Here is a 26,022-nt window from a genome sequence, read left to right as displayed (position 1 = left end):
CGAATGATGCAAACCACATCCCTCGCCGACTCCGCCGCCGCAAGCGCCCAGGCTCAAACTGCCCGCACGAACGCCGCAGTGCAAAAGCTGCAGGCCGCTGGTGGTGACAAAACGGAAATCCGCAGTGCCGCCGAGGATTTCGAAGGCATCTTCATCAGCCAGATGCTCGGTCACATGTTCAAGGGTATGGAAAGCAACCCAATGTTCGGCGGCGGCCAGGCCGAGAACATCTATCGTGACCTGCTGGTCGACGAGTACGGCAAACAAATGGCCGGCACCGGCGGCATCGGCCTTGCCGACAACATCGAACGCCAGTTGATCTCTTTGCAGGAGGTACGTTGAAATGCCTGATCATTCCATCGTCGAGGCTTTCCGAGAGAGCATGATCGGGTTGATGAAGCTCTTGAATGAAGAGACCGTTTTGCTGAAGAAGCGCGAGTTCAAGACACTGGACAAACTCCAGGCCCGCAAGCGTCAACTGTCCCTCGCCTTCGACAAGCATCAGACCGCGGTACGCGCGCATCCGGAAGTGCTGGATGATGTACCGGATGGGGATCGGACAGAATTGCGGGAACTCTATCAGCGCTTCCGCTGCACTCTGTCGGACAATATGCTCGCGCTACGCTCCAGCCACGATGCCGCAGAACGGGTTGTGTCACTGATCATGGAATCCGTCCGCAAGCAGCGCGGCATCGATGCCGATGCTCCGACATTCGGAAAAACCCGGACCGGCTACGCGGCTTACACACCATTGGCCCAGCCGATGGCAGCAGTCAGTAAAAGCCTATAATCGAAGAGTGCTCACACGCCACGCTCAATGAGGCGCCTTCAGATCGATCGAGCTGTCAGGAAAGGGCTGACGCCCTGTCTTCGGCATCTTTTGCCGCTTCCTCGTTTCCTGCCTTGCCATGGAGCCGCGCGAGCAATTCAAAGCTTGCTACGTTGCCGGCATCCAGCGCAACCGCCCGTTCGGCTGCAACGATGGCATCGTCGTCGTTTCCAAGAGATTCGAACAACAGAGCCATTTCATTGAAGCTGTCGCTTTCCGCAGGCGCCTCCGCGAAAGCCGCCTCTAGCTCTGTGACCGCTTCGTCGCGCTTACCCAAACGTTTAAGCAGAACAGAGAGACGGCACCGCGTCCCGATATCTCCCGGCACGCGCTCCTTAACGGAAACGTAGCAGCGCTCCGCGATATCCAGTTCATCAAGCTCCATCATGACATTACCGAGCGTCACCATCGCCTCGATATTCTCATTGTCAGCATCGATTGCCCGATGCAGGAACTCGGCAGCGCTCGGCAGATCTTCCCGATCAATCTCAAGAACACCGCGCCAGGTCAGAAGCCGGCTATTGTCCGGGTCGTGGGAAAGACCGTCTTCAATCACAGAAATCGCATCGCCGATTTTTTTCTGCGCGCGATAGACCAAAGCAAGCGAGAGAAACGACTCACTGATTTCAGGATCGTTGGCAATCGCCTTCTTGAGCAATTCGGTTGCCGGCCCAAAATTACCCCGGTGCAATTCAAGTGTGCCGGCGTGGCAGAGATATCGGCCGGATTCCGGGTCGAGCTCTATAGCGGAGGTGAAAAAATCTGCCGCGGCATCGAGCTCGTCGCACTGCATGCAGAGCAAACCAGCAAGATCCAGCGCTTTATGATTCTGCGGATCCCGTTCCAGGATCTCGACATAGATATTGCGCGCCTCAACGACTTCGTCTGCTTCATGATGGCTGATACCGCGCTTCAGCAGCTCATTGATCGCGTCTTCATCACCCACGCCGGAACCCTCCATCGGAATACTCAAGTCCATCCTGTCAATTCGTAACATAGTTGGATCAATAGGGGAATTTTCGGAACCGCCCCTACATCAATTACTCTGCATCCATCCAGAAAAATGCAGCCCAGACATGAAACAAGGGCGCCGGACCTGCGGTCCTCGCCCTTTTTAACCAGAACAAAATTCGTTGCAGCCTCTACTCAAGGCTGCCGACCCAACTCAGATCAGAACGTCAACTTCCTGATCCGCACCGCCATTTGGAGACGACTCGCTATTTCCCACAGCACTCGCATCGGTATCCCCACCGCTGCCTGGAGTTTGCTCAGAAGCTTCAACAGGCTCCTGCACAAGACCGGCGCTTTTCTGGAGTTCTCGAACGACATGCTCTGGCGGAAATTGCTTCGTCACCTCGCCTGAGCGACTGTCACGAAGTTCAAAAATCACAGCTAGAGCTTCCGGGTCGAATCTGATCACCGGGCTCAGGTAAAAATCGGAAGACGCATTCTTGGGGACGCTGGCAGAATCAGAAATTGGCGCCTGCAGCGATGGCAACGGGACGGTTTTCGCAACTGACTGTGCGGCGGTCGCCCCGGAAAGGATCTCGACCATGACCATCTCCATTCTGGAGTAAATTAACCTGCCTTTTGTCGGCAACTTCAAATGTATATAACACCCGACAACAAGAATGTCGAGTCATTCGCAATTCATGGCGCAATTTATGAAAATTACGCTCGGCGAGCATAAACTTATACGCTTCAACAAGTTAGAAAAAATAATTTCTACATATTTACCTACGAATTTATATGTAATTAGCCAGTGAGAGCTGCCGCAGGGATGCCGTCGTCTGATAGGCAGCCTGGAGCTGCCCCTGAAGCAACTGAAATTCTGCCGCCGCTTCATAAGGGTCAACGTTTTCAACACCATCAAGCTGATTCGAAAGCAAGGTGTTGTCATCTTTATGCTGTGATTCTATGTCCGTCATACGTGCCTGAGTCGTACCAACCGACGCTATCATCAAGCCAATCTCATCGGCCGCTGCCTCAACCCGTGTCAAACCGTCGTCAACCAGGGCACGATAATCATTATCGAGACCCGCGGCGAAATCAACGTCGGCGAATGTTGCCAAAACCTCAAAGAGTTCCTCGAAGGTTGCATTGTCGTTGGCGAGCTCACCAAATTCCAGGCGCACGCCTTCCGCCGCATCGAAGGCAAACGGTTTAGTCTGCCCGGGTATAAGTCCTGCAACATTGTTCCAGTTTGCATCTGTCCCAAAATTGGTAGCCGACGCCGCGATGACGGCTGCCGAGTTACCGACAGCAAGCGCCGGGATTGCTGCAAAGGCCGCTGTTTTCAGAGTTGCGGCATCATCCACAGGCTGATTCGACACATCCGTTCCATTGAACAGATACCGCCCCTCGGACTGGGTGTTCAGAAGGCTCACGAGCTGATCAATGGCGGAATCCGCAAACTGCTTCAGCACCGGGGCCGTATCGTCGAACTTGCCTTCCTGCTGATTGATCAGCTCAACCCGCATTTGCTCGGCAAGATCCTGTATTCCGGTCAGAGCCGCTTCCATGATCTTGGTCCGCGTCCGCACCTGCTCGATGGTGCTGACGTAGGCCTCCTTGGTCTGGATCTCCTCACGAAGCTGGATCGAGACACGTGCTTCATCACCTCTCAGTCCACTGTAGATCTGTGAGATCTTCCCGGTCGAGACCTGCTCCTGCGCACGCGAGAACTGGTTCTGAAGGTTCAGGACCGTGTTCTGTGCCCGTAGTGACATTGTCAGGGTGGCGACACGCATCGTCTCACTCCTTCCTAACGAATAATGTTAACGAGTTCGTCAAGCGACTGCTGGACAGTCTGCAGGACGCGCGCAGAGGCCGCGAAAGCGGCTTCCAGTTCGATCAGTTTGGCGAGCTCTTCATCCGTATTGACACCGCTCTCGTCCCGATAGGTCTGTATCAGTGTGTCACGGAAATTCGTTTCGAACGTCAGCTGGCTTTCAAAGGTCGCGTGCTGGTTGGCTTGAAAACCGACCAGCTCGGCGGCAAAGCCTTCGATACTGTTATCAGTAGTCAGCCCGAAGCCGGCGACGAAAGTCTGGGTGTCCTGAAACACATCGAGCATGGCATTTGCGACACGGTGGTCACCGGAACCGATGGCAACATATGTGTTTGCTCCATCCGCTGTATTACCGGTAACGAGAATTGACGGCGTCGCGGTCACCAAGGCATTCACCTGAATGACTTCCGCGAACCCCTGCTCGTTGCCCAGCGCGTCAGCCGGAACGGCGCCACCGCCATCGACGAACAAGTTTACCACCGCAGTCGTGCCATTGATCGTGAAAGTGTCCAGATCGTTCGCCAGTTCATGCGCGAGAGTGTCCAGCTGATCCTGGGCTTCGACCAGAAGCGTATCGCGTACCCGAAGAAGTCCGGCCAATTCTCCGTCCTTGCCGGATACCTCGGACGAAATATCTGGGTTCGTGGCTGTGCCGGGAAGCCCGTCTTCTATCTGCAAAGGCTGACCAGCGGTCGTCGACGTGAAAAGAGACGTTTCCACGAAAGTGAGGGGGAACTTTGTGTCATCGAGCAACAAGCGGCTATCACCAGTCAGAATGGTCAGCTCGCCATTCGAGCGCTCAATCACATTGATGTTCATATACTGCGATAATTCTTCAACGAACTGATCGCGGCTATCCTCAAGATCGGCTGTTGTCAGGCCCTGGGTCTTGCGAGTCGCGATGGAATCATTGAGCGTCTCGATATTGTCCAGCGCCGTATTCACAAGATCGACGGTGTCGGCAATCTGCCGGTCCGCTTCTTTCCGCAGATTACTGATGGTCTGCGTGAGTTCCTGAAATTCGGCCGCCACACTTTCCGCCGCGCGCAGGACTTCAGCCTGGTTCGCTCCAAGCTCCGGAGCGATCGACAGTGCCTGAAGTTTTTCTTTCAGGTCCGTAATCTTGGAGGAAATTGAATCGTCATCACCCGGTCGTCCGAATGACTCGACCATACGCTCAAGAAAGCTGTCCAGAACCGTCAGCTCGGAAACGGTAGCCTGCTGAGAACGGATATCCTTCTGCAGGCCTTCATTGACGGTACGCACCACCACGCCAAGATCAACGCCTTGCGCCTGACCGCCGATGATACGGGTCTGGAGCTGCTGCGATTTCCGTGTGTATGTCTCGTTCGCGGCATTCGCCACGTTTTGGGACACCACATCGATTCGGGCCTGAGCTGCCGACAGGCCGGACGTTGCCGCGATTAGAGCGCTGTTAATTGACATGGTGGCTATCACCTCCGAAGTCTCATAGGCAAAGTGCCTCGAAAGTATGAAAGCAAGAAGCGGGCCAGCTTCAATTTTCAGATGCTGTCAGAAAGACTTTCAGATGGATCGCCGTTAGTGCAGCATCGGCGAATGTCGACTCAATCCAGAGCTACTGCGGTCCAGATCCTTCAGAACGCCCTCGCGCAACATAACGTGGGCCGGATCGGAGAAGCATTGCCTCTGTATGAGGCCGCAGCACCTCAGCTGCATGATTTGAGCCACTTCTGGCATTTTTACGGGCTGGCTCTTTTTCAATCGGGCGACGCAGCACAAGCCATAGATTGCTTTCGCCGTTCTCTCTTGCTCGCCCCCGGTGACGCCAACTGTATCAATCGGTTCGCTTGCATCTTCCTGTCTGGTGAAGATCCTGACGACGCGCTGTTCCAGTTACGGCACGCATTGGCGATAGCGCCCGATCATCCAGAGGCCTGGCGGAACATGGCCGAGGCGGAACGGCTCAGCGGCGATCCTTTCAACGCACGTGTCTCGCTCGAGAAAGCAATGGCTCTGCGTCCGGAAGAAGCAAGCTGGCAAATGTCTTACGCTGCTGTGCTAAATGATCTGGAACGGCCGGAGGAAGCACTGTCAGCGTTGCAGTTCCTCTCCACGGTTTCGATGCCAAATCCTGAATATTATTTTCAGGAAGCCCGTGCTTTCTTCGATGCTTTCAAGGCAAGCTCGGCAATTCTGTCCTACCGAAAAGCCTTGCTCATGACCCCTGGGGCAGCACAGGCATGGAACAATCTACAGCTGCTCGAACGAAGAGTTGGCCGCATGCAGGAAGGTGTCAAAAGCGCGACGCGAGCATGTGTATTGGAACCAGAAAATATAGGCTTACAACATGGCCTGACAGACGCTTTGTTAAGCGCCGGCGAAATCGCGCGTGGGCAAGCCCGCAACTTCTGGCGCCATCTGAAGCCGGAAATCCGGATCATACGCCAAGGGTTACCGGAAGAATGGGATGGTGAGCCATGCGGGGACGGGAAAGGCCTACTGATTTGCCACGAGCAGGGCATCGGAGATGAGATCCGCTTTGCCTCCTGTATTCCGGATATACAAAAACGCTTCGGTGGCCCCGTCTTTCTGGAAGCGGACAAACGCCTGACAGCACTCTTCGCGCGCTCCTTTCCAGGCGTGACGCCCATCGAGAAAATCCAGCGTTCGGATACTGAACCGCCAACAGCTCAATACGGACCGCTTGTCGAAGAACATTGCATCGGCCAGCACATGATGCTCGCCGATCTGCCATCAGCTGTCCGCCCATCTCTCGAAACCTTTCCAGGCAAAGCCGGGTATCTGGTGCCAGACAACGCGGAAACCACCTTCTGGAAAGAGCACTTTCGCAAAATCGGAAGCCTGCCTGCAGTCGGCATAAGCTGGCGCAGCGGGATGCGCAGGTCAGGAGCCCGGCATAACTATCCGGAGCTGAAAGACATCGTCCCATTGTTGGAAGCCGCCGATTTCCTGCCGGTCTGCCTTCAGTATGACGCTTCGGTCTATGAAACAGCAGCCATTCAGGCCTCTTCGGGTCGGCAACTCTATTTGCCTTCAGGGATCGACCAGAGGGATGAGTTGGACAGAGTGGCGGCAATGATTGCCGCTCTCGATCTGGTGATTTCGCCAAACACATCTGTACTGATGATGGCAGGTGCGGTGGGGACACCGTCGATCGGACTTCATTCCCAATGCGGTGCCATTTTCTTCGGTGCCGAGAGGGATCCCTGGTTTCCCGGGGAATGCAGTCTGGTAAAGACAGGCGACCGCTCCTGGCCGGCACTGATAGACGAGGCGGTTCCTCATCTGGTCCGGATGCTGTCAGGCGAGAACTAGCTGGATAAGCGGAGTTTGGTTGGCTGATTAGCTCGCCTCGGCAAGCCGGAACTGGTCTTGAAGGCCTTCCATGATCTGACGATTCACATTGATCATCGCCGTCAATTCAGCCTTTCCCTCAATAACAAGCTCAGTTTCCTGCGCTACCCAGCGGGCAAGTTGAATCAAGCTTTTCTTGAGCTGATCCGGGAGTGTGTTTCCCGGTTCGGACAAATCGCACAGGAACGCGTCCCAGACCTTCCCGTTCCACAGAGCCGCGTTCAACCTGTCCTGTAACGTGGCCGTATCTTCCTCTGCCTTTCGCAAGGCAGTCGTGACCTGCCCGAGCAATCGATATTCAATCTGCTGAGGGGTCTCCGTCTTGGTCTGAACATTCGAATATGCGGCATAGCCCTGACGCATTTTACGGCCCTCCAAGAACTACTGATCCGTTGCCTACTGGAACAGCCCCAGGAGAACCTGCGGTGCATTGTTGGCCACACTGAGAACCTGGACGCCGAGCTGCTGGCGCACCTGCAAAGCGGTGAGCTGCGCTGACTCGCGAGCAAGATCGGCATCAACGATGTTGCCGAGCCCCTCTTCCGTCGCATCGCTGACCTCGGTCAGGAATTCTGTCTGGAAATTCAAGGCCCTGGTATCGGCACCGAGCTGACCGAGCGCAATGTTGATAGTCGACTCCAGATTAGAATACTGAAACGTCAAAACGCTCTGCGCATTGGTTGCCGATGTCAGCGTAGCGCCGCCAAGCGAGTTGATTTCAGTGAGCAGATTTCGTGCCCGCAGGGTAATCGTGTCGTTGTTCAGATTCGACAGAGTATTCACCGCTGTCGAGGTATCGAGAACGTTCACCCCATTGAACACCGCGTTGGCAACGAAGTTTCGCGCCTGGGAAACCAATTCGTTGAAATCGTCCTGCAGAATGTTGCGCTGCTGCGTCGTAATACCTTCGTTCGAAAGCTCCGTCAGCTTTTGCCGGACGTCCGCGAGCAAATCCGAAATCGAGGTTGTACCGGCGAGCGCAACCTGGGCAATGCCCTTGGTATTGTTCAGACCTTGCTGAATGGCGCTCAAAGCGCGCAAGTCTCCCCGGATCCCCTGCGCGATGGCAAAGTTCGAAGCATCATCCTCGGCCCCGGTCACCTTCAGGCCGGTCGAGACCCGGTCCTGTGTCTTCGCCAAGAGGGAGTTGGTCCGCTCGAGATTGCGTAGCGCGACCAGAGCCTCCGGGTTCGTCAGAATCGAGTTGCTAACCATTTCCAGTGTTCCTTCTCTCTTCGCGTCGCCTCCGCCCTTCAGCTACCAGTCCATTTCTTGGACATGGTCTTTATTGCCGGGCAGGAACAGCGACGAACCACTGTCTTGGCCCATACATCGCAATTGTCGGGCCAACTCGAAGAGGAAGAGTAACTAATTGATTTTAAATATATTTATGTCAAAAAATTCAAAATGAGCTTGTTCTTGCAGCTCAGCGGCCTGCCGAAATCGGCATTTTTTGCAGCTGCACACAGACACTATTTACCGTGAGCGGAAGCCTTGAGGATTTTCGGTAATGCCTTTCCCGCTCTGGGCAAAGACACGTCGACCTCAAAGCGCTCAAGATTACCTGTCATTGGATGGCAGGATCCAAGCACAGCATCATAGCCATCGCTTAGGCGGAGATGACTCCAGCCCAGCCGGATGGTCGGCGTTCCTATTGAGGCCGCCAATGGAGAAACGGCGGTATCAACGGAAACTACGGCATCCAAAGCGGATAACATCGCTGCCACACGATCTAGCTCGTTTTTCTGATCTATGTCTTCAGGGTCATAGATGAAACAGTCAGAGATTTCCCGAGCAGCATCCAATTCTCCGGGCTGCAGATTGTAAATTAGACTGACATAATTTGCCGTTCGTGCGCCGAGCGCCTTTACCATGGCCTCTGGACGGCAATAGAGCTGATTGCGGAAGCCTCCGCTGATTCCACTACGCCAACAAAGCCCAACCCATGGTCCTTTTCCCAATTGCAAAAACCGGTTTCTCCAGTACTGCCGTTCCTCTGGATCAACATCAAAGATTCGAGCCGGTCCAGGTTTTGATCCGTCTTTTAGAAAGATACCGGGAAGAGAACCGGCGAGGATTGCGCAATCGAAAGTTCGTTCAGCAGTCAGTGCTCTGTAGTCGAAATACGGATCAGCATTTTCACGACCGAAAACTTGCCGCTCAACGAAATCAATGCCCCGGAAACTCCGTCTGAATAAAGGCAAATTCCTCTTATCGCACTCAACAGTTACCTCCGAACATCGCTCCGTCAGCTGAGGTAACATGGAAAGGTACATGTACTCGTCACCAACTCCCTGCTCGGCAGCGACAAGCAGGCGTCCTGGATTGCCGTCCCCCTCCCAGAATGGTGGTAAGCCAATTCGCTCCGAACCAAATCGAGCTGTTCGCCTGACCTCAAAATGCTTCCAGCCGACATCCAGGTTCCCCAGCGCGAATTCAACTTCCGCCACCATGATGTGAAATGCATCTTCACTTGGCGATACAACAAGCCCTCGGTACGCAGCGGCGCGTGCTGCTTGATGCCTGCCTGCGCGAAACAGTGCGTTGGGTAGATCGAATGTTGCCGTACTGTTACTTGGGTCGAGAACAAGCGCACGCTGGCTCTCACTGATTGAGGCATCAACTTCCAAATAACGCAGTAACTCGGAGCCCAAATGCGCCCACAATCGAGGATCAGCCGGAGCAACCCGGGTCGCACGACGCGCCCACACACTCCCGTTGACCGGGCCGCGGCCAAGCGCTTTGCTTTTCTGCAATCCGACGAGGTGAGGATACGGAGCGACCTTGTCCGGAGCAATCAGAAGGCATTTTCGAATGGCCAGCTCTGCTGCCTGCTCATCGCCGGTTGACGAGAACGCAATTGCTGAATGCAGATAAGGTTCAACACCAAGTGGCGACAAGCGTATCGCGTGGGAAAGTGGATGCAGCGCTTCATCTCTTGCACCGGAGCGCACAAGTATTGCGCCCAATCGCGCTTGAGCCTGACTATTTTCAGGAAAGAGGTCAGCCGCGTTCCAGGCCGCATTTTTTGACAGAGAAAAATCTCCACTCTCCTCTGCAACGCGGGAGAGATTAAGCCATGCGTCGATATTGTCCGGACCGGTCTCTACAGCTGACTGGAATGCCTGCAAAGCCCCTTGCCGATCGGACAGAGAGGCACGGACTGAGCCCAAATGGTTCCATGCCGGACCGCGTGAAGGACTAAGTTCGACCGCTTTTTCAAGCGGCTCAAGCGCCTCTTCAACTCTCCCGGTTTGAAACAGCAAGGTTCCGAAGAGATCAAGTGTAATTGCATGGCGAGGGAATTGTCCGAGTACTTCGCGGTACCCCGCCTCTGCTACAGAAAAATCGCCAGCTTGATGCGCATCAATAGACGTTTCAAGAAGCTTTGAAAGATAGTCCGCGCGTTGCTCAGGGGTCATTCAGCGTTCCAAGCCGGTCGCATATCAACTGAAACGCTGATAAATAGCCCCTTCCCGTTCAGGCTTGGTCCAGAATAGACCCCACAGCACCGGACGGCTTGGGCGCCGCTGGATTTTCCGTCGATTGAGAGGGCTTAAGCCCCTTCATAATGTCTCTATTCACGGCAACCAGGGAATCAATATCCCCCTCGCCTTCCAGCGCAATAGCAGTTTCCTTTGTTACCCAGATACCGAGACTGACAATTGCTGCGCGCAGGTCGCGAGGCAGCTGATTGCCAGCAGTTCCGCAATCTTCGACGAAGATATCCCAGACCTGCTTGTTCCAGTTCAGTGCCGACGCAACTTGAGCCATCTTTGTCGGATCATTCATCGCGCCTTTTTTGTTCTCAACGGCTTTGATCAACTCAGACGTAACCTGCGCCAACAAGCGGTACTCTGTATCGCGTGACGTTGCAGTCTGAGTGATGGTTTTTTTATAGGCGTCAATGCCGGACATCAATTACTCCCAGCCACTTCTGGCGCGCCAATTTTGAAAATCTCAGCCTCATAATTAATAAGGGCCTTACAGGTTTTCAAAGCTCTATAGAAGCGCTTTTCGTTCACGTCCTGAACCAGATTCAAAAGCGTCATCCGCACTTCTTTAAATGTTGTCGCTTCAAGAAAGCTCTCAACCAACTCAAGGAACATGCCACGATATTGATCGGGATCATCGTGATCCAGATACATTAATAAAATGGTAAAGTAGATACGTTTTGCCGGCGAGGTTGCATCCTCTTCCTGCATAATGTCTTTGCCCAAAAGGATCGTTGCTTCGTTCTGAAGGACTAAAGACGCGCCTTTTTTCCCGGCCACCATGACTGCGCCGTTAACGACGAACTTTTCACCCGGCTTCACATTGATTTTTAATGGCATTCTATGGAACCTGCGCAACCGACTTGATTGCATATCCATAACACTAAATCAGCAATTCGGAAAATGCGCTTCGTCACATCGCACGCGAGATTGAACAAGGCCTGAGAGATATCTCGGGAAAAATACTGAAGATATCGGCGAATTCCGGACAAAAAAAATCGGGGGAATTTCTTCCCCCGATTTCCAAGTAGGTTTGGTCCGCGATTAACGGAACAGGCCAAGCAGAGACTGCGGGCGCTGGTTTGCAATCCCGAGAGTCTGCGTGGACAGCTGCTGCTGCACCTGCAAAGAGGTGAGCCGGGCCGATTCGCGTGCCAGATCAGCATCGACCAGGTTACCAAGACCTTCATCGGTTGCGTCACGAATTTCCTCAAGGAACTGCGTCTGCAGATTGAGGGCGCGAACTTCCGCACCGAGAGAACCGAGCGCGGTATTCACGACGGACTCCAAATTGGAAAAGTTGTTCGCAATGACGCTCTGAGCGTTTGTCGCCGAGGTCAAGGTCACGATAGCGAGGCTGCCGACCTGAGTATTGACCGAACTCTGTGACGTCAGAGACAGTGTACCGCCAGCCAAATTCGAGAGCGTATTGATGTTCGTAGCACCGGATTCGATCAGGTTCACACCATTGAAGGATGCGTTGGCGATGAAGTTACCAGCCTGCGAAACCAACTCGTTAAAGTCGGACTGGAGAATATTCCGTTGCGCAGTAGTGATACCTTCGTTAGCCAACTCCGTCAGCTTGCCGCGGATGTCGGTCAAGAGATTGGAAATACCGGTCACACCGGCGATCGCAACGTTGCCGATACCCTTGGCACTATTCAGGCCCTGAGTAACCGCATCAATACCGCTCAACTCGGCCCGGATACCCTGCGCGATAGCAAACGTAGAGGCGTTATCGAGAGCACCCGCAACCTTCAGGCCCGTGGAAACACGGTTCTGAGTCGTATCAAGATTACGGTTGATGGAATTCAAGGTACGAAGCGCCGTGAATGCGGACGGATTCGTCAAGATAGAATTCTGAACAGCCATTTTGGCCTCCTCTTTCTAAGGACAGCGGAATTTGTTCCGCAGTAATTAGGGGGCAAGCCCCCAGAGCAAAACCCGCTTCTTTGAGCGGATAGGACACATTAACACACAAAAGAGTTGCTAAAAGATTAATCTCAGTGGGGGATTCGGCGCACACAGAGAGAACCTCTGGTTGCGTCATTTTAGGGCATTGAAATACTTAAAAATTTGCACCGGTGTCGGAGCTATGTCGGTCTGTGCGAATTATCGCACCAACCTATCGAGGGAATAGTGGAATTCGCGATAAGGATTCCGCATACAAAAAGGGCGGCCAAAGCCGCCCTTTCGTAAAAAAGTATTTTGAACTTGGCTTAACCAAACAGGCCCAGAAGGGTCTGCGGACGCTGGTTAGCAATGCCCAGTGTCTGCGTGGACAGCTGTTGCTGCACCTGCAGAGACGTGAGACGGGCAGATTCACGTGCCAGATCGGCATCAACGATGTTGCCCAGGCCTTCATCGGTTGCATCCCGGATTTCCTCAAGGAAAGCGGTCTGCAGGTTGAGGGCACGAACTTCCGCACCGAGAGAACCGAGCGCGGTATTCACGACGGACTCCAAATTGGAAAAGTTGTTCGCAATGACGCTCTGAGCGTTTGTCGCTGAGGTCAAGGTCACGATAGCGAGGCTGCCGACCTGGGTATTGACCGAACTCTGTGACGTCAGAGTGAGCAAGCCGCCGGCCAGGTTGGAGAGTGTGTTGACTGAGGCCGCACCGGACTCGATCAGGTTCACACCATTGAAGGCGGAATTAGAGATGAAGTTGGCAGCCTGAGAAACCAACTCGTTAAAGTCAGCCTGAAGAATATTCCGCTGCGTGGTTGTGATACCTTCGTTGGCAAGCTCGGTCAGTTTGCCGCGAATGTCAGCAAGCAAGTTGGAAATACCGGTGACACCGGCAATTGCAACGTTACCGATACCTTTGGCATTGTTCAGGCCTTGGGTAACCGCATCAATGGCCTTAAGTTCGGCCCGGATACCCTGCGAGATGGCAAAGTTGGACGCGTCGTCCAGAGCACCCGCAACCTTGAGGCCCGTGGAGACACGGTTCTGCGTGGTGTCGAGGCTGCGGTTGATGCCATTCAGGGTGCGAAGGGCAACAAAGGAAGACGGATTGGTCAAAACAGAGTTTTGGATAGCCATTTTTTCAAGTCCTCTTTCTAAGGGCTCAGGTTAAGTCAGCTTTTTGCTGACAGCGGGCATTGCCCACGAACCTATAATCTACATTTGCCTAAATGTTGTCAATAAAGAATTTAAAATTGTAATTAAATTGTTTTTTTTGTTTGATATCAGAAGATTAAATAGAAAATTCAGCCGCACGTCCAAAAATCTCATCTTGAAAAAGACATCGAACCCCGCACCATTTCTCCTTCATGTCGCTTGTTCCCCCATATGCAAAAACCGGTGCATGAGCCTCCTCCATACCCGGAAAATCCTTCCCTCTCGAGGAAATCACGCGCCCGCCTTTCATGGTCAAAGAAGCCATACCCGGCAATTTCTGCCGGAAATCTCTGGCCCGCTCTTTGCTTCTACCTCTGCGGAACAACACGCGAGGGCGAAACATGTCTCCCGTATCAACGACTAACGATCCAACGATCGGTTACACAGGTAAGCTTGGAAATGGATTAGGCTTTGATCCGATCGCTGCCCGTAATCCTGATCGCCCGAAGTTCAGGCTCGATGACTATAACGAAGCGACTGAGCCGCGGGAAACCAAGCCCTCCCACGCGACAAGCAATCGATCTGAGCGGGATCCCAAAATCGAAGACACGCGGGATCATCGCCAAACAAATAACGCCACCGAAAAACAAACCGGTGCAGCGGGCGCAACAGCAGCAAACGCGACACAAGACAAGGCGGACACGAAACAAACCAATACAAAAGTGCAGACGAGCGCTGCTGAGACCAACACGACTGAGACCAACACGGCAGAGGCCAACACCGCTGAGACCAACACGGCTGAGACCAACACGGCTGAGACCAACACGGCTGAGACCAACACGGCTGAGACCAACACGGCTGAGACCAAGAACAGCACATCGGCAGATAATGCCGGCTCTGTAAAAAAGCCCGTTAAAGACCAGCCGACGGATACATCAACGCCATATGCAGAAGGTGCGACTGATGAGAACGCAGCGGGTGCGGCCGACGCTCCTCTCTCGGCAGAAGCCGGCGTTACAGCACCGAGCACGCAAACCGAGGGCTCCGCACCGGAAGTAATCGCAACGTCTGTTCCGGAACCAAAAGTCGCTCAGGCTTCTTCCACGACTGCGGCCGCAGTGGGGAACAAGCCTGATAATGCGATCACGGACGACGCACAGGAACAGCTCACAGCGGCCACAGCCGAGAAGAACACCTCTCAGAAGGCGACCGCAACACCTGCGGCCACCACGTCCCGGGACCCGAAGCTCGCCGCACTTGAGAAACTGACCCAAACCGGCCAGAGCACAGCAGCCACGACACAGAGCGCTGTATCTGTCGATGATACGACGACCTTTAAATTACCCGTCCCATGGCCTCCGCAGGCGCAGTCGGACGCATCCCAGGACAATAAAGGCGCTCCCGGCCAGACAACGGCAGCGTCACAGAAAGCCGTGAATCAGTCTCAGGTCTCTGCTCCGATACAAACCAATCAGGCAACTATGGCTACGGCGCAGACCGCAAGCGTACCAGCCGATGCTGAAATAGGCCGTCCAGACGAAGGCAGCAAGCAAGCGGCTATATCCTCAGCAACCAAGACCGCCAGAGAGACCATTCCAAAAATAGAGATCGTCTCCCAGACGCCGGCCAAACCTGCCGCCGTAGCGGATACGGTCCTAATCGCCAACAATCGCACATCCTTGGCAGAAGGATCGGTCAAACAGACCGCTCTTCCTACCCCCAGTGAAACGATTGCGGCTGCAACGGCCCTGAACAGCCGTCCTGCGCAATCGAACGCGCTCGGCGGATCCAACGTGAAACGCAGCAATGCCGTGACGGCTTCAAACGAGAACACTGGTAATGGTGCGAAGGCTGCGGCTGGCCAGGGTCAGCCTAATCCGGCTATCATCAGCCAAACCAGCCAGACAAACCCGGCCACAGCGGCAGTCACAGCCGTTGCGCAGGGTCAGGTTACTGCCTCGACACCTGAACAACTGGCATCTGTCCGACAGCAATCATCCTCTACTCAGCGTGCGCAAGCCGACCCGACCGGCACAACGTCGAGCACATCACGGGCAGCCGATCTTCCGGCCCAAGGCACCAGTAGTGGTTTTGCCGACTCACTGAGAACGGCTTCGGCCGACCGTATGGCGGCCACCCAGGACCGGCAGACTTTGCCCACTCCAGCGACCGAACAGGTCAAGGTGAAGCTGATCAAAGCTGCCCAGGGCGGGCTCGACAAAATCAAGATCCAGCTCAACCCGTCAGAACTCGGCAAAGTAGAAGTTCGCCTCGAAATCGGCTCTGACGGCGCCATTCGGGGAACCGTAATCGCCGACAAGCCGGAAACCATGGAACTTTTGCAACGCGATGCGAAGCAATTGGAACGGGCCTTGCAAGACGCAGGACTCAAGACCGGTGGCGATAGCCTCGACTTTCAGATGAGAGGCGGCGGCACCAACGAGAGGCAACAACATGCAGGCTCCGGAAACGGGCCCCTCTCGCAAGATGGCGGTGACCTTGATGGCAGCGACGAGCAGCCGGCAACGGACACCACCGGTTCGGAACACGACGGTATCGGCGACGACGGGTCGCTGAACCTGGTAGCCTAGGAGGCTGATGACATGGTGGACGCAGTTTCAAGCACAAGCAGCTCCAGCATCTTTGCGACGCAGCAGACAACCGAGGAGCGCCTCGAAGATGAGCGCGCCCAGTTTCTGACGCTGTTTCTGACCCAGTTGCAGAACCAGGATCCGACCAGCCCGATGGATACGAACGAGATGACCAACCAGTTGGTCCAGTTCACCGCCGTCGAACAGCAGATCGAGACCAACAAGTCCCTGGCGTCTCTGGTTTCCGCGCAGGCTGCAAACACGAATGCGTCGGCGGTCAACTATATCGGCGAGCACGTGATCTTCAACGGCAACAACACCAACCTCACCGATGACGGTGCGAGCTGGGGTTATCTGCTTGAATCCGAGGCTGACTCGAACACCGTCAACGTCTTCAACGCGGCTGGCGATCTGGTTTATTCGGAACAAGGTCAAACCAGAGCGGGCGAGCGCTTTGAGTTCAACTGGGACGGCACCGATGCGGATGGCGAGAAGCTTCCGAACGGCCCCTACTCTATTCAGATAAATGCACTCGACTCCGACAACGAAGGCGTAACAGCCGAGGTAGAGGCGGTCGGTCTGGTAACCGGTGTTGTTACCGGCGCAGAAGGACCGAGCCTGATGGTCGGAAAGATCATCGTCGAGATGAATGAAATCACACGCGTTTCCGCCGTCTAAGGCGGAAGGACCGGGCGGCCATAGAGAAGCCCCCGGCCACGATGCCAGACCGGCATCATCGGTAGAACCGGCCAGCGGGTCATACCCTGGTCATGTGAATGGAGATTAAACATGAGTGTTACCGGTGGACTTTTTGCGGGTGTTGCGGCGATCGCGTCGCAAGCAACCGCATTCGGGATTATCTCTGACAACATCGCGAACTCGCAGACCGTCGGCTATAAAGAGACGCAAGCGCGCTTCCAGACGCTGGTCACCCGCAGCCCGTCCGCGACGGCCTTCACACCAGGCGGCGTACAGAGCAAGCCGCTGACGGACCCAAGCCGGCAGGGCCTGCTGCAGGGCACGACCAGCACGACGGATATTGCCGTCGACGGCAATGGTTTCTTCGTTGTCAATGGTGCGGCGGATCCAGGTTCGGACGATGAGTATCTGCTGACTCGGGCCGGTGCGTTCAATACGGATGAGAACGGCCGTCTGGTCAACACTGCCGGTTATTATCTGCAGGGCTGGCGCACCGATGTCTCGGGCAATATTGTAAACCAGGATACACGCGACCTGCTCACCAGTCTGGAGACAGTTGACCTGTCCCAGTTCGGCCAGATCGCAAACGCTACGGACGATGTAACCATAAACGCCAACCTGCCTGCCGGCGCAACCACCGGTGAATCGGTTGTCACCAACATCACGATTTTTGACTCCCAGGGCTTCGACTATCTGCTTCGGACCACCTGGACAAAAGACGCTGCCGCAAACACCTGGGACTATCGTTACGATCTGATCCAGAACCCGGGCACGGCTACAGCCGTCTCCGTCTCGATTGGTGGCGGTTTGCACACCATGGTGTTTAACACCGATGGCAGCCTGCGGGCAGTCGACGGTGTCACCCCTGGCGCAACCAACGAAGCCGCGACTGAGACATTGACAATCAGTGCGGGCCAATTCAGCCGTGCTGTTGACCTCAACACGATTACCCTTAACTGGGGTACATTCGGCCAACCGACCGGCATGTCTCAGTTCAATGGAGAATTTGAAACCTCACTGCTGAACCAGGATGGGTCCGGCCCGTCAGCACTGACAGGCGTTTCGATCTCGGAGGACGGATTAGTCGCGGCAAACTTTGCCAATGGACAATCTAGAAACATCTACCGATTACCACTTGGAACAGTTCCCTCAGCGACGGAACTAGTCTCCCTGAACGGTAACGCATACGGGGTCACATCAACCTCTGGCGACATTGTCCTCAGCATTCCGACGAATGGTGGCACCGGGCGGGTTCAGTCGGGTGCCCTGGAGAATTCGACCACCGACATCGCAACCGAGTTTACTGACTTGATTGTGACGCAGCGCGCCTATTCCGCTGCAACCCGTATCATCACAACCGGTGACGAACTGCTGGACGAAATCATCCGTATCAAGCGGTAAACGGCCCTTCAGTTCACTTTCTACCGATTTTCTTTTGCCCCGGCTTTTTGCCGGGGCTTTTTTTTGTTCTACGCCATTTCGGAAAGCGCTGGGTCTTAAGGATTTTTTAGGGAGCGGCCAGTATTTTTGAACTACCGGCATTTTCATGATGCGTTGAAAAGATGACCGCAGACAAACATCAGGACAAAAAATTGAACGCAAACTCAGCAGAGCCCGTTCAGACATCCGACGACCCGTTTGCTCAATTGCCACCGGCCAGCACCAAGCGCTGGGTCGTCAGCCGAAAAGCGCAGGTCGTACGCGCTGTTGAAGACGACCTGATAACGCTTGAACAAGCCTGCGCACGATACAGCCTCAGTCATGAGGAATTCGCGAGTTGGCGGCAATTGATCAAGGCACACGGAACCCGGGCCCTGCGCGCCACGCGTGTCCAGGACTATCGTCGCGCGTCCAGGCGGCTCCGGTCAGAGAGCTGAACCCGTTTTCAGAGCCTCGATCTCAGCCGCGATCTTTCTGAACATTTTGTTCCATTTCTCCGATTGCCGTTTCACGAAAAACCGGACACTCGGGAACCATGGGCATCGGCCGTTCTTGAAATAACTGTCCGGTATCGGGAATGGCCGAAACTCAACGGTCTCGACACCGAGCGCGCCGGCCATGACCGCAACCGATGTCCCCGGACTCACAACAAGATCCATGCAGCTTGTGAGGGCAGCTGCTTTCTCAAGCTCCATCTTGAGATCCACGTCGTCCCAAGCGACCAGATCAACACCAAACTCCGACTTCACAATGTCGAATTCCTCAGGTTTGGGATCATATTGCAGATTCACATAGGTTACGCCGTCCACATTCATAACCGGTCGCATATCTTCGATTGTCGAATAGTGTTCATCTCGGTAAGCGCCTGCCAGGCCACTACGCCAGCATATTCCAACATAAGGCCCAGGCCCGGCCTCTCTCAGACGTTCTTGAAACATTGAGACCAAACGCGGATCCGGCTTGAGATAGCCGGAATGCATTGGAAAACTCTCTTTGCTGTTCCTGAACAAGCGCCCAAGCGTTCCGAACGGGCAGGCAATATCGAACGGCTCAACACCTTCTTCCGCTGGCCAGTATTTGGCCGGAACCACCCGAACTTGCGGAAAGGAACGTTGAAACAGCGATACGAGGCGGGGCGCGCATTCCACGACCACTTCACCACCTCGCGCAACCGCCTCTGGAATCATGCTCGCGAACCGTATCTCGTCACCGATGCCTTGCTCCGCATAAAGCATGAGCCGAGCGCCCTGAAACGGATTTCCATTCCAGAGTGGTTGCGAGAACTTTCGCCAAGGCACCCCCTTGTTTGTTGCGACCATGCGCCATTCACAGTGGAACCAAGCTTCCTCCCAGAGCCCCTGACGCAGCAAGATAACACCGAGATTGTGATGCGCGTGCGCATTCTCCGGATCGATCTCCAACGCTCGACGAAAGTAGTAGCCCGCCTGCTTATAGTCGCCGAGATCGCCAAGCATCGTCGCCATGTTGGTCATGGCCTCCGGAAACTCAACGCCTGCTTTCAAGGCCTTGCGGAACGAAATGAGTGCTTCGGTCCGGCGCCCCAATCTGGAAAGCACACTTCCGATATTATTATGGATGGCACCATCTCGAATGCCCCATTTGAGCGAATTCCTGTAACAGGTCAACGCTTCTTCATATTCTTTCATTGCCTCGTAGATTGTCCCGAGATTGCTGGAAATCATCGGGTTTCTCGGATCCAATGCGAGTGCCTTCTTCATCAACTCGGCGGCAACTGGCAATCTCCCCATATCGCGCGCGATGAGAGCGATACCGTGCATTGCATACACGTCGTCCTCGTTCTCGTTCAGGATTTCCATGAACAATTTACGGGCAGGCTCAAGCTTCCCGGCAGTCAGCAGGTGCGTCGCCTTGTTCGCCAATGTGATATGGCGCGATCGCGAGATATCCACCGCACCCTTTGACGGCAATCCGGGTTCGGAAGGCCCGGACACCTGTTTCCGAGATTCAGATTTCGCCATTCTTATTGCTCCACGGCGCTCGCTACGAGCCAATCAGATCGGGAATCGAACATTCGCGCTCAATATTTCCTTAACCAATACCACAACTTCCTCCGCTAATTAATTGTTCTCTTTCGATTCATTGTCGGATATATTCACTAGGCAGTTTTTGCCCAGAAGGTTCTTTCAATTTTCGAAAGATACATATAAAATGCAATGTATTCGCGAGAACCTCCCGGGTTACTTTCGGGCACCTACTGTATGCAATTGCGGGGATTATAACCCATGAATCCTCTCGTAGACTTGATTCGTAATCTCGGCCCTATCCGTATCGCCGCCCTTGTCGGAACGGCAGTGGCGGTGCTCGGGTTCTTCATCTTCCTCGCCTCCCGCCTCTCGACCGGCGGGATGTCCTTGCTTTATGGCGATCTCGATCCAGCCGACAGTGGTGCCATCGTCAAGGAACTTGAGGCCCGCAATATCCAGTACGAACTGAAGGCTGGCGGCCAACAGGTTTTTGTTCCCGGAGACGAAGTTCTGAAACTTCGCGTTACGCTCGCCGAGCAGGGCGTACCCGGCGGCGGAACCATGGGCTACGAGATCTTCGACAAGTCCGACGGTCTCGGCACAACCAATTTCGTTCAGAACGTGAATTTGGTCCGCGCGCTTGAAGGCGAGCTCGGACGGACCATCGGGGCGATGAACAATGTCCGCGGCGCCCGGGTCCATCTCGTATTGCCTCAGCGCGAACTCTTCAGCCGCGAGCGCCGCAAGCCGAGCGCATCCGTGGTGCTTCAGGTTCAGGGCGCCGGCCGCCTTGGGCGCGAACAGGTTTTGGCGATCCAGCATCTGGTCGCCGCCGCAGTTCCCGATATGGAACCGCAGAACATCTCCATCCTCGATAGCCGGGGCCAGCTGCTGGCTCGGGGCACCAACGAAGAGGATGGCACCCTTCCCGGTCAAAGCTCCGAAGAGATGCGGCTGGCCTTTGAGAACCGCGTGCGCGGCTCCGTTGAAGAGCTGGTCGAGCGCATCGTCGGCCTCGGACGCGTGCGGGCAGAGATCAGCGCTGATATCGATTATGACCGTTTTACGGAACAATCAGAGATCTACGACCCGGACAGCCAGGTCGCCCGTTCAACGCAGACCATCGAAGAGAGCGAAAGCACCCAGGAACGGAATAAGCAGGACACGGTTTCGGTAGAAAACAACCTCCCGGAATCCGAGGCTAACGCCGGCGAAGGTGATCTTTCTGCCCGGTCTGAATCCGCCCGGACCGAGGAAACGGTCAACTTCGAGATCAGCCGCACGGTCCGCAATCGCGTCAAGGAAGCCGGTGAGATCCAGAACCTTTCCGTCGCGGTCCTTGTCGACGGGCGCTATGTCGAGAATGAGGACGGCGACAAGGTCTACCAGCCGCGGACAGCGGAAGAGTTGGAACAGATCGCCACGCTCGTGCGCTCCGCTGTCGGCTATAACGGCAGCCGTGGCGATACAGTCGAAGTCGTTAACATGCAGTTCGTCAAACTGGAGCCGCTTGACCTTGGCGACGGGTCGCTGCTGTTCGGCATTTCCAAGGATGAATTCCTGCAACTCGCAGAGGTTCTGGTTCTGGCCGTTGTCGGACTCCTCGTCATCCTGCTGGTCGTACGCCCCGTCTTGACCCGCCTGTTTGAATCCATGCCCACTACGCTTGCCGCCAGTGGCGGGCCCGGCGGCATGATTGCCGGTGCGGACGCCATCGCCCAATTGACCGGCCCCGGGGCCACTGCCGATATGGCAGAACTTCTGGAAGGCGAAGACGAAGAGGAAAGCCTGCTCGACCAGATGATCGATATCAATCAGGTCGAAGGACGGGTTCGCGCGTCGTCTCTGAAGAAGATCGGCGAGATCGTCGAAAAGCATCCGGAAGAAGCTGTCGCAATCATCCGCAACTGGATGTACCAGGAAGCAGGCAATGCCGGAGGTGGCGGTTGACGGCCATTAAAAACGCTTTCGCTGCGCCATGCCTAGCGGGTTGGGCAGCATGACAACGCAAAAATCACGCTTCCTGTTCGACAATATCTTCGACGAGGAATATCAGGAGAAGATGCGCCGCGCGGCAGAGGCCGCGCGAATGGCGGAGCTTGAAGCCGATGAACACGCACCTCCGACCTACAGTCAGGAAGAGGTCGACGAGGCCAAGGAAGCCTCCTATCAGCTTGGTCGGCAGGAGGGTATGTCCTCCGCCATGGCCTCTATCGAGCAGCAAGTCGCCGTTTCGCTTGAGGGTGTGCTGAGCAAAGTTGGCGAACTCAATCAGGTCCATCGCAAATGGACTTCTGAAATGCAGCGCGACGCAGTCCGCCTGTCCGCCACAATCATGCGCAAGATGGCACCGGAACTGACGCGCGGCACGGAATTGCCGCAGATCGAGCATGTTATCAATCAGGCGTTCCAGTTTCTGACCGAGCAACCGAAGGTGATGATCCGTGTCGCCGCCGAGCTGGAAGCACCGCTCCGCGACAAGGTTCAGCTGATGGCATCCCGTGTTGGCTACGAGGGCGAAGTTGTTCTGGTCGGTGACCCGGAACTCGTCGCAACCGACTGCCGTGTCTCTTGGGCAGCGGGCGCAGTTGAGAGGGCACTGGACGAGACCTGGGGTGAGATTGACGAAATGGTGGAGCGCACCCTTTCCTCCCTGCCCGCCCGTTCCGATATCGGCTCCGATATGCCGCCGGACATGGCCTCAGAAGCCGAAGTCGACGATCAGGTGGTACCTGAAGACCTGTCTGACCCCACTGAACTCACTGAAACTGAACTCACTGAAGATGCGGCATCCGATGAACAGATTGCGGACGATGCGCCCGCCCTCGACCTGTCCGACGCGGTCCCGGAAACACCTGAAGAGGGTGTGGACGCGGACGGCGATCCCATCGAAGCTGAACTGATCCAGAACTAGCGCCGCCAGGCCGCCAGAGGAGAACGATATGTCCGACGAAAGCGATGTCGATTTCGAAGATCTCGAAGAATTGGATATGGCCGCCGCCATGGAGCAGCAGGCCGCAGAGGAGCCCCCGGAAGTTGTCCCGGAGGAATCCCGTCAGCAGATCAGCGCGCGAGAACTTGAAGCCGTCTACGATATCCCTGTGCAAGTCTCCGCCGTGCTGGGCAAGTCCAGCATGCAGGTCAGCCAGCTCCTCAAACTCGGTCGTGGTGCTGTTGTCGAACTGGACCGCAAGGTTGGCGAGGCGATCGACATCTATGTGAATAACCGTCTCGTGGCCCGCGGAGAAGTCGTGATTGTCGACGAACGTCTCGGCGTGACCATGACGGAAATCATCAAATCCGACAGAAGCAGCTAAGCAGCGAGATCAGGAAAAACTGATGGCAGATCGCGCGACTGTAGAGAATGGCGGAGTCCGTCCGCGTCCCGCCCGCACCAGAACGTTCGACGTTCCGGCGAGCGGGCGCACTATCGATTTTGCCTTGATCCTGGGACTTTCGGTCGCTTTCGGACTGGTTATAACAGCGCTGATCCTCGGCGGTTCGGTTGGCTCTTTCTACAATCTGCCCGCAGTCCTGATTGTTCTCATCGGCACCTTTGCCGTGACCCTTGTCTCCTACAATATTTCCGAATTATTCGGAGCTATCGGCGCTGTTTTGGCAACGCTGCTCCCGCAGCGACATGACCCGCGGCTGGCTGGCGAACGATCGCTCAATCTGGCGGCGATCGCACGCGACAACGGAGTCCTGGCGCTTGATGCCGTCATCCCTTCCGTCGATAGCGAGCCGTTCCTGCAGCGCGCCGTCGCCATGGCGGTAGACGGCGCCACGCCGCACCAGATCGATCAGGTCCTGGCTCAGGAAATCGATGCCATCCAGGACATTCGCCACCGCCATGCCGGCGTGCTGCGCCGGGCCGCTGAAGTCTCTCCGTCCATGGGGCTGATTGGCACTCTGATCGGCCTCATTCAGTTGCTCGGCAACCTGAACGATCCGGGCTCCATCGGGCCGGCCATGGCTGTTGCCCTGCTGACAACCTTCTATGGCGCCATCCTCGCCTACATGGTGCTGGCACCTATTGCGGCAAAGCTGGAGCGCAACGCGGAAGCGGAACTGCTCGAATGCGAGATCTACCACGCTTGCGCGATGTCGATCGCCCGGCAGGAGAACCCGCGGCTTCTTGAACGCATGCTGAATACCAAACTGCCGCCCTCGCAGCGGCTCGACTATTACGAATGACGGATACGGGCGGCCGGAGACAGTCGCCCAAACAGGAGAATTGACAGATGCGATTGCTGATCGTCGGCACACTTGGCGGACATATTAGCGCAGCCGGTCAGATCGCCCTGAAAAAGGGCGCGAAAGTCAGTCACCTGGACAATGTCGAGGGCGCGATGCATGCCCTGCGCAGCGGCCAAGGCGCTGACCTTGTGATGATCGACGTGGCCCAGCCGGTGGCGAAGCTGCTCCGGGCGATGAATCAGGAGCACATCAACACGCCGGTTGTCGCCTGTGGCCTCGAAAATGATTCAGATGCCGCCGTCGCCGCGATCAAGGCCGGGGCCAAGGAATATATCCCGCTGCCTCCGAACGCCGAACTGATTGCCGCCGTCCTCGCAGCCGTTACCGAAGAACAGAGCTCGGTGATTTTCCAGGACCCGATCATGGGGGCGGTGCTCAAACTCGCCGACCAGATTGCCCCGTCCGATGCCAGCGTTCTGATCACAGGCGAGTCCGGAACCGGTAAGGAGGTCCTTGCCCGCTATCTGCACGAGAAGAGCAAACGGTCGGACAAGCAGTTCGTTTCCGTTAATTGCGCCGCGATCCCGGATAATCTGCTGGAATCCGAATTGTTCGGCCACGAAAAGGGCGCCTTCACCGGCGCCGTTGCCCGGCGCGTCGGCAAGTTCGAGGAAGCAAACGGCGGCACCCTGCTGCTCGATGAAATCAGCGAAATGGATATCCGCTTGCAGGCGAAACTCCTGCGCGCCATCCAGGAACGTGAAATCGACAGGGTTGGCGGCAATCAGCCGGTCAAAGTGGACATCCGTCTTCTTGCAACTTCCAACCGGGATCTCGAGCGTCACGTCCGGGAAGGCAATTTCCGCGAGGATCTGTATTTCCGCCTCAATGTCTTCAATCTTCAGCTTCCCCCGCTGCGCCAACGCCCGGCGGACATCAAGCTGCTTGCGACCCATTTTGCGAAAAAATATGCCGAAGCCAACGGTGTAGCTGAACGGTCACTGAGCGACGAGGCAATTGCCCGGCTGCAGGGCCATCACTGGCGCGGCAACGTGCGTGAGCTGGAGAATACCCTGCACCGTGCCGTCCTGCTTGCCTCCGGCAACGAGATCGGCGCTGATGCAATTATCCTGACCGGCGAGCAAATGACGCCCGCCGCCCAGGAAGCTCCGCCATTGCAGGCGACGCCAGCACCCCAGCCGATCACGCCTCCGGCTCCCAATACGTTCCAACCGGCATCTTTTGACGAGCCGGAAGCGACTCCGGCAGCGCCGGCAGCTCCGCCTCCGGCCGCTGCCCCGGCGCAAGAAAGCGAAGCTGGCGGCGGAGATCTCGTCGGACGCACCGTTGCCGATGTCGAGCGCCAGCTCATTATCAATACGCTCAGCCACTGCCTCGGCAACCGGACCCATGCCGCCAATATTCTCGGCATCTCTATCCGGACGCTGCGCAACAAGCTGAAAGCCTATTCCGAGGAAGGCGTCAATGTGCCGCCACCGGGCGAAGCGGACCGGGCACCGGCCTGAAGTGCGATCTAGACCGCATCAGGC

At 55.7% G+C, this 26,022-nt stretch carries 24 protein-coding genes; 12 read left to right on the top strand and 12 right to left on the bottom strand.

Annotated features, from left to right (window positions below; translation table 11 throughout):
• Positions 1–6 precede the first annotated feature (6 nt).
• Positions 7–342, top strand: a complete 336-nt coding sequence (locus IG629_RS01960; protein ID WP_193170308.1) for a rod-binding protein — start codon at positions 7–9, stop codon at positions 340–342.
• 1 nt (position 343) lies between these two features.
• A complete protein-coding gene (locus IG629_RS01955) occupies positions 344–790 on the top strand; it encodes a hypothetical protein (RefSeq protein WP_193170307.1) in 447 nt (148 codons plus the stop codon).
• A 55-nt stretch (positions 791–845) separates the two neighbouring features.
• On the opposite strand, the gene IG629_RS01950 is transcribed toward IG629_RS01955, so the two are convergent.
• The 4 genes from IG629_RS01950 to flgK form a co-directional block, all read right to left on the bottom strand.
• Positions 846–1,808, bottom strand: coding sequence for a tetratricopeptide repeat protein (locus IG629_RS01950; RefSeq protein WP_193170306.1), 963 nt, complete (start codon positions 1,806–1,808; stop codon positions 846–848).
• 186 nt (positions 1,809–1,994) lie between these two features.
• Positions 1,995–2,384 (bottom strand): hypothetical protein, encoded by a 390-nt coding sequence (locus IG629_RS01945; RefSeq protein WP_193170305.1) that lies wholly within the window; start codon positions 2,382–2,384, stop codon positions 1,995–1,997.
• Between the two features lie 190 nt (positions 2,385–2,574).
• Positions 2,575–3,579, bottom strand: a complete 1,005-nt coding sequence (locus IG629_RS01940; RefSeq protein WP_193170304.1) for a flagellin N-terminal helical domain-containing protein — start codon at positions 3,577–3,579, stop codon at positions 2,575–2,577.
• Positions 3,580–3,593: 14 nt separating this feature from the next.
• Complete coding sequence (gene flgK / locus IG629_RS01935) at positions 3,594–5,066, bottom strand: flagellar hook-associated protein FlgK (protein ID WP_193170303.1); 1,473 nt, start codon at positions 5,064–5,066, stop codon at positions 3,594–3,596.
• 132 nt (positions 5,067–5,198) lie between these two features.
• Here flgK and IG629_RS01930 point away from each other — a divergent pair, with 132 nt between their 5' ends.
• Positions 5,199–6,938 (top strand): tetratricopeptide repeat protein, encoded by a 1,740-nt coding sequence (locus tag IG629_RS01930; protein ID WP_193170302.1) that lies wholly within the window; start codon positions 5,199–5,201, stop codon positions 6,936–6,938.
• Positions 6,939–6,965: 27 nt separating this feature from the next.
• On the opposite strand, the gene flaF (IG629_RS01925) is transcribed toward IG629_RS01930, so the two are convergent.
• The 7 genes from flaF (IG629_RS01925) to IG629_RS01895 form a co-directional block, all read right to left on the bottom strand.
• Positions 6,966–7,340 (bottom strand): flagellar biosynthesis regulator FlaF, encoded by a 375-nt coding sequence (flaF, locus tag IG629_RS01925; RefSeq protein WP_193170301.1) that lies wholly within the window; start codon positions 7,338–7,340, stop codon positions 6,966–6,968.
• Between the two features lie 33 nt (positions 7,341–7,373).
• Positions 7,374–8,192, bottom strand: a complete 819-nt coding sequence (locus IG629_RS01920) for a flagellin (protein WP_193170300.1) — start codon at positions 8,190–8,192, stop codon at positions 7,374–7,376.
• A gap of 257 nt (positions 8,193–8,449) precedes the next feature.
• Entirely contained in the window at positions 8,450–10,399 is a 1,950-nt protein-coding gene (locus tag IG629_RS01915; RefSeq protein WP_193170299.1) for a tetratricopeptide repeat protein, read from the bottom strand.
• Positions 10,400–10,457: 58 nt separating this feature from the next.
• On the bottom strand, positions 10,458–10,895 hold the full coding sequence (flaF, locus tag IG629_RS01910) for a flagellar biosynthesis regulator FlaF (RefSeq protein WP_193170298.1): 438 nt from the start codon (positions 10,893–10,895) through the stop codon (positions 10,458–10,460).
• The gene (locus IG629_RS01905; RefSeq protein ID WP_193170297.1) at positions 10,895–11,311 is read right to left on the bottom strand and encodes a flagellar biosynthesis repressor FlbT; all 417 of its coding nucleotides are present in this window, start codon (positions 11,309–11,311) and stop codon (positions 10,895–10,897) included. Before IG629_RS01905 ends, flaF (IG629_RS01910) begins: the two co-directional genes overlap by 1 nt.
• A gap of 204 nt (positions 11,312–11,515) precedes the next feature.
• Positions 11,516–12,343 carry a flagellin gene (locus IG629_RS01900; RefSeq protein WP_193170296.1) on the bottom strand — a complete coding sequence of 276 codons (828 nt, stop codon included), beginning with the start codon at positions 12,341–12,343 and terminating at the stop codon, positions 11,516–11,518.
• 347 nt (positions 12,344–12,690) lie between these two features.
• A complete protein-coding gene (locus IG629_RS01895; protein ID WP_193170295.1) occupies positions 12,691–13,518 on the bottom strand; it encodes a flagellin in 828 nt (275 codons plus the stop codon).
• 326 nt (positions 13,519–13,844) lie between these two features.
• Between IG629_RS01895 and IG629_RS01890 the strand changes: the two genes are divergently transcribed.
• The 4 genes from IG629_RS01890 to sciP all read left to right on the top strand — a co-directional run bounded on the left by IG629_RS01890 (position 13,845) and on the right by sciP (position 18,703).
• Positions 13,845–16,127 carry a flagellar hook-length control protein FliK gene (locus tag IG629_RS01890; protein WP_193170294.1) on the top strand — a complete coding sequence of 761 codons (2,283 nt, stop codon included), beginning with the start codon at positions 13,845–13,847 and terminating at the stop codon, positions 16,125–16,127.
• A 12-nt stretch (positions 16,128–16,139) separates the two neighbouring features.
• Positions 16,140–16,805, top strand: a complete 666-nt coding sequence (locus IG629_RS01885) for a flagellar hook assembly protein FlgD (RefSeq protein ID WP_193170293.1) — start codon at positions 16,140–16,142, stop codon at positions 16,803–16,805.
• Between the two features lie 111 nt (positions 16,806–16,916).
• Positions 16,917–18,227, top strand: a complete 1,311-nt coding sequence (locus IG629_RS01880; RefSeq protein ID WP_193170292.1) for a flagellar hook protein FlgE — start codon at positions 16,917–16,919, stop codon at positions 18,225–18,227.
• A gap of 161 nt (positions 18,228–18,388) precedes the next feature.
• Positions 18,389–18,703: a CtrA inhibitor SciP gene (sciP, locus tag IG629_RS01875; RefSeq protein ID WP_193170291.1), complete on the top strand. Its 315-nt coding sequence runs from the start codon at positions 18,389–18,391 to the stop codon at positions 18,701–18,703.
• On the opposite strand, the gene IG629_RS01870 is transcribed toward sciP, so the two are convergent.
• Positions 18,692–20,266 (bottom strand): tetratricopeptide repeat protein, encoded by a 1,575-nt coding sequence (locus IG629_RS01870; RefSeq protein ID WP_193170290.1) that lies wholly within the window; start codon positions 20,264–20,266, stop codon positions 18,692–18,694. The two genes, sciP and IG629_RS01870, sit on opposite strands and share 12 nt — an antisense overlap.
• A gap of 264 nt (positions 20,267–20,530) precedes the next feature.
• On the opposite strand from IG629_RS01870, the gene fliF reads away from it, so the two are divergent.
• Genes fliF through IG629_RS01845 form a run of 5 tightly spaced genes read left to right on the top strand, consistent with a single transcriptional unit; the run spans position 20,531 to position 25,998 of the window.
• On the top strand, positions 20,531–22,222 hold the full coding sequence (fliF, locus tag IG629_RS01865) for a flagellar basal-body MS-ring/collar protein FliF (RefSeq protein ID WP_193170289.1): 1,692 nt from the start codon (positions 20,531–20,533) through the stop codon (positions 22,220–22,222).
• Positions 22,223–22,271: 49 nt separating this feature from the next.
• Complete coding sequence (locus IG629_RS01860) at positions 22,272–23,186, top strand: FliH/SctL family protein (protein WP_193170288.1); 915 nt, start codon at positions 22,272–22,274, stop codon at positions 23,184–23,186.
• 28 nt (positions 23,187–23,214) lie between these two features.
• Entirely contained in the window at positions 23,215–23,589 is a 375-nt protein-coding gene (fliN, locus tag IG629_RS01855) for a flagellar motor switch protein FliN (RefSeq protein WP_193170287.1), read from the top strand.
• A 22-nt stretch (positions 23,590–23,611) separates the two neighbouring features.
• Entirely contained in the window at positions 23,612–24,469 is an 858-nt protein-coding gene (locus IG629_RS01850) for a motility protein A (protein WP_193170286.1), read from the top strand.
• A gap of 47 nt (positions 24,470–24,516) precedes the next feature.
• Positions 24,517–25,998 carry a sigma-54 interaction domain-containing protein gene (locus IG629_RS01845; protein ID WP_193170285.1) on the top strand — a complete coding sequence of 494 codons (1,482 nt, stop codon included), beginning with the start codon at positions 24,517–24,519 and terminating at the stop codon, positions 25,996–25,998.
• Positions 25,999–26,022: the final 24 nt, after the last annotated feature.

This window comes from Nisaea nitritireducens (genome assembly GCF_014904795.1).
In the GTDB taxonomy this organism is placed as follows: Bacteria; Pseudomonadota; Alphaproteobacteria; order Thalassobaculales; family Thalassobaculaceae; genus Nisaea; species Nisaea nitritireducens.
Note: the sequence above shows the minus strand (reverse complement) of the source record. Positions and strands in the feature narration are given on the sequence as shown.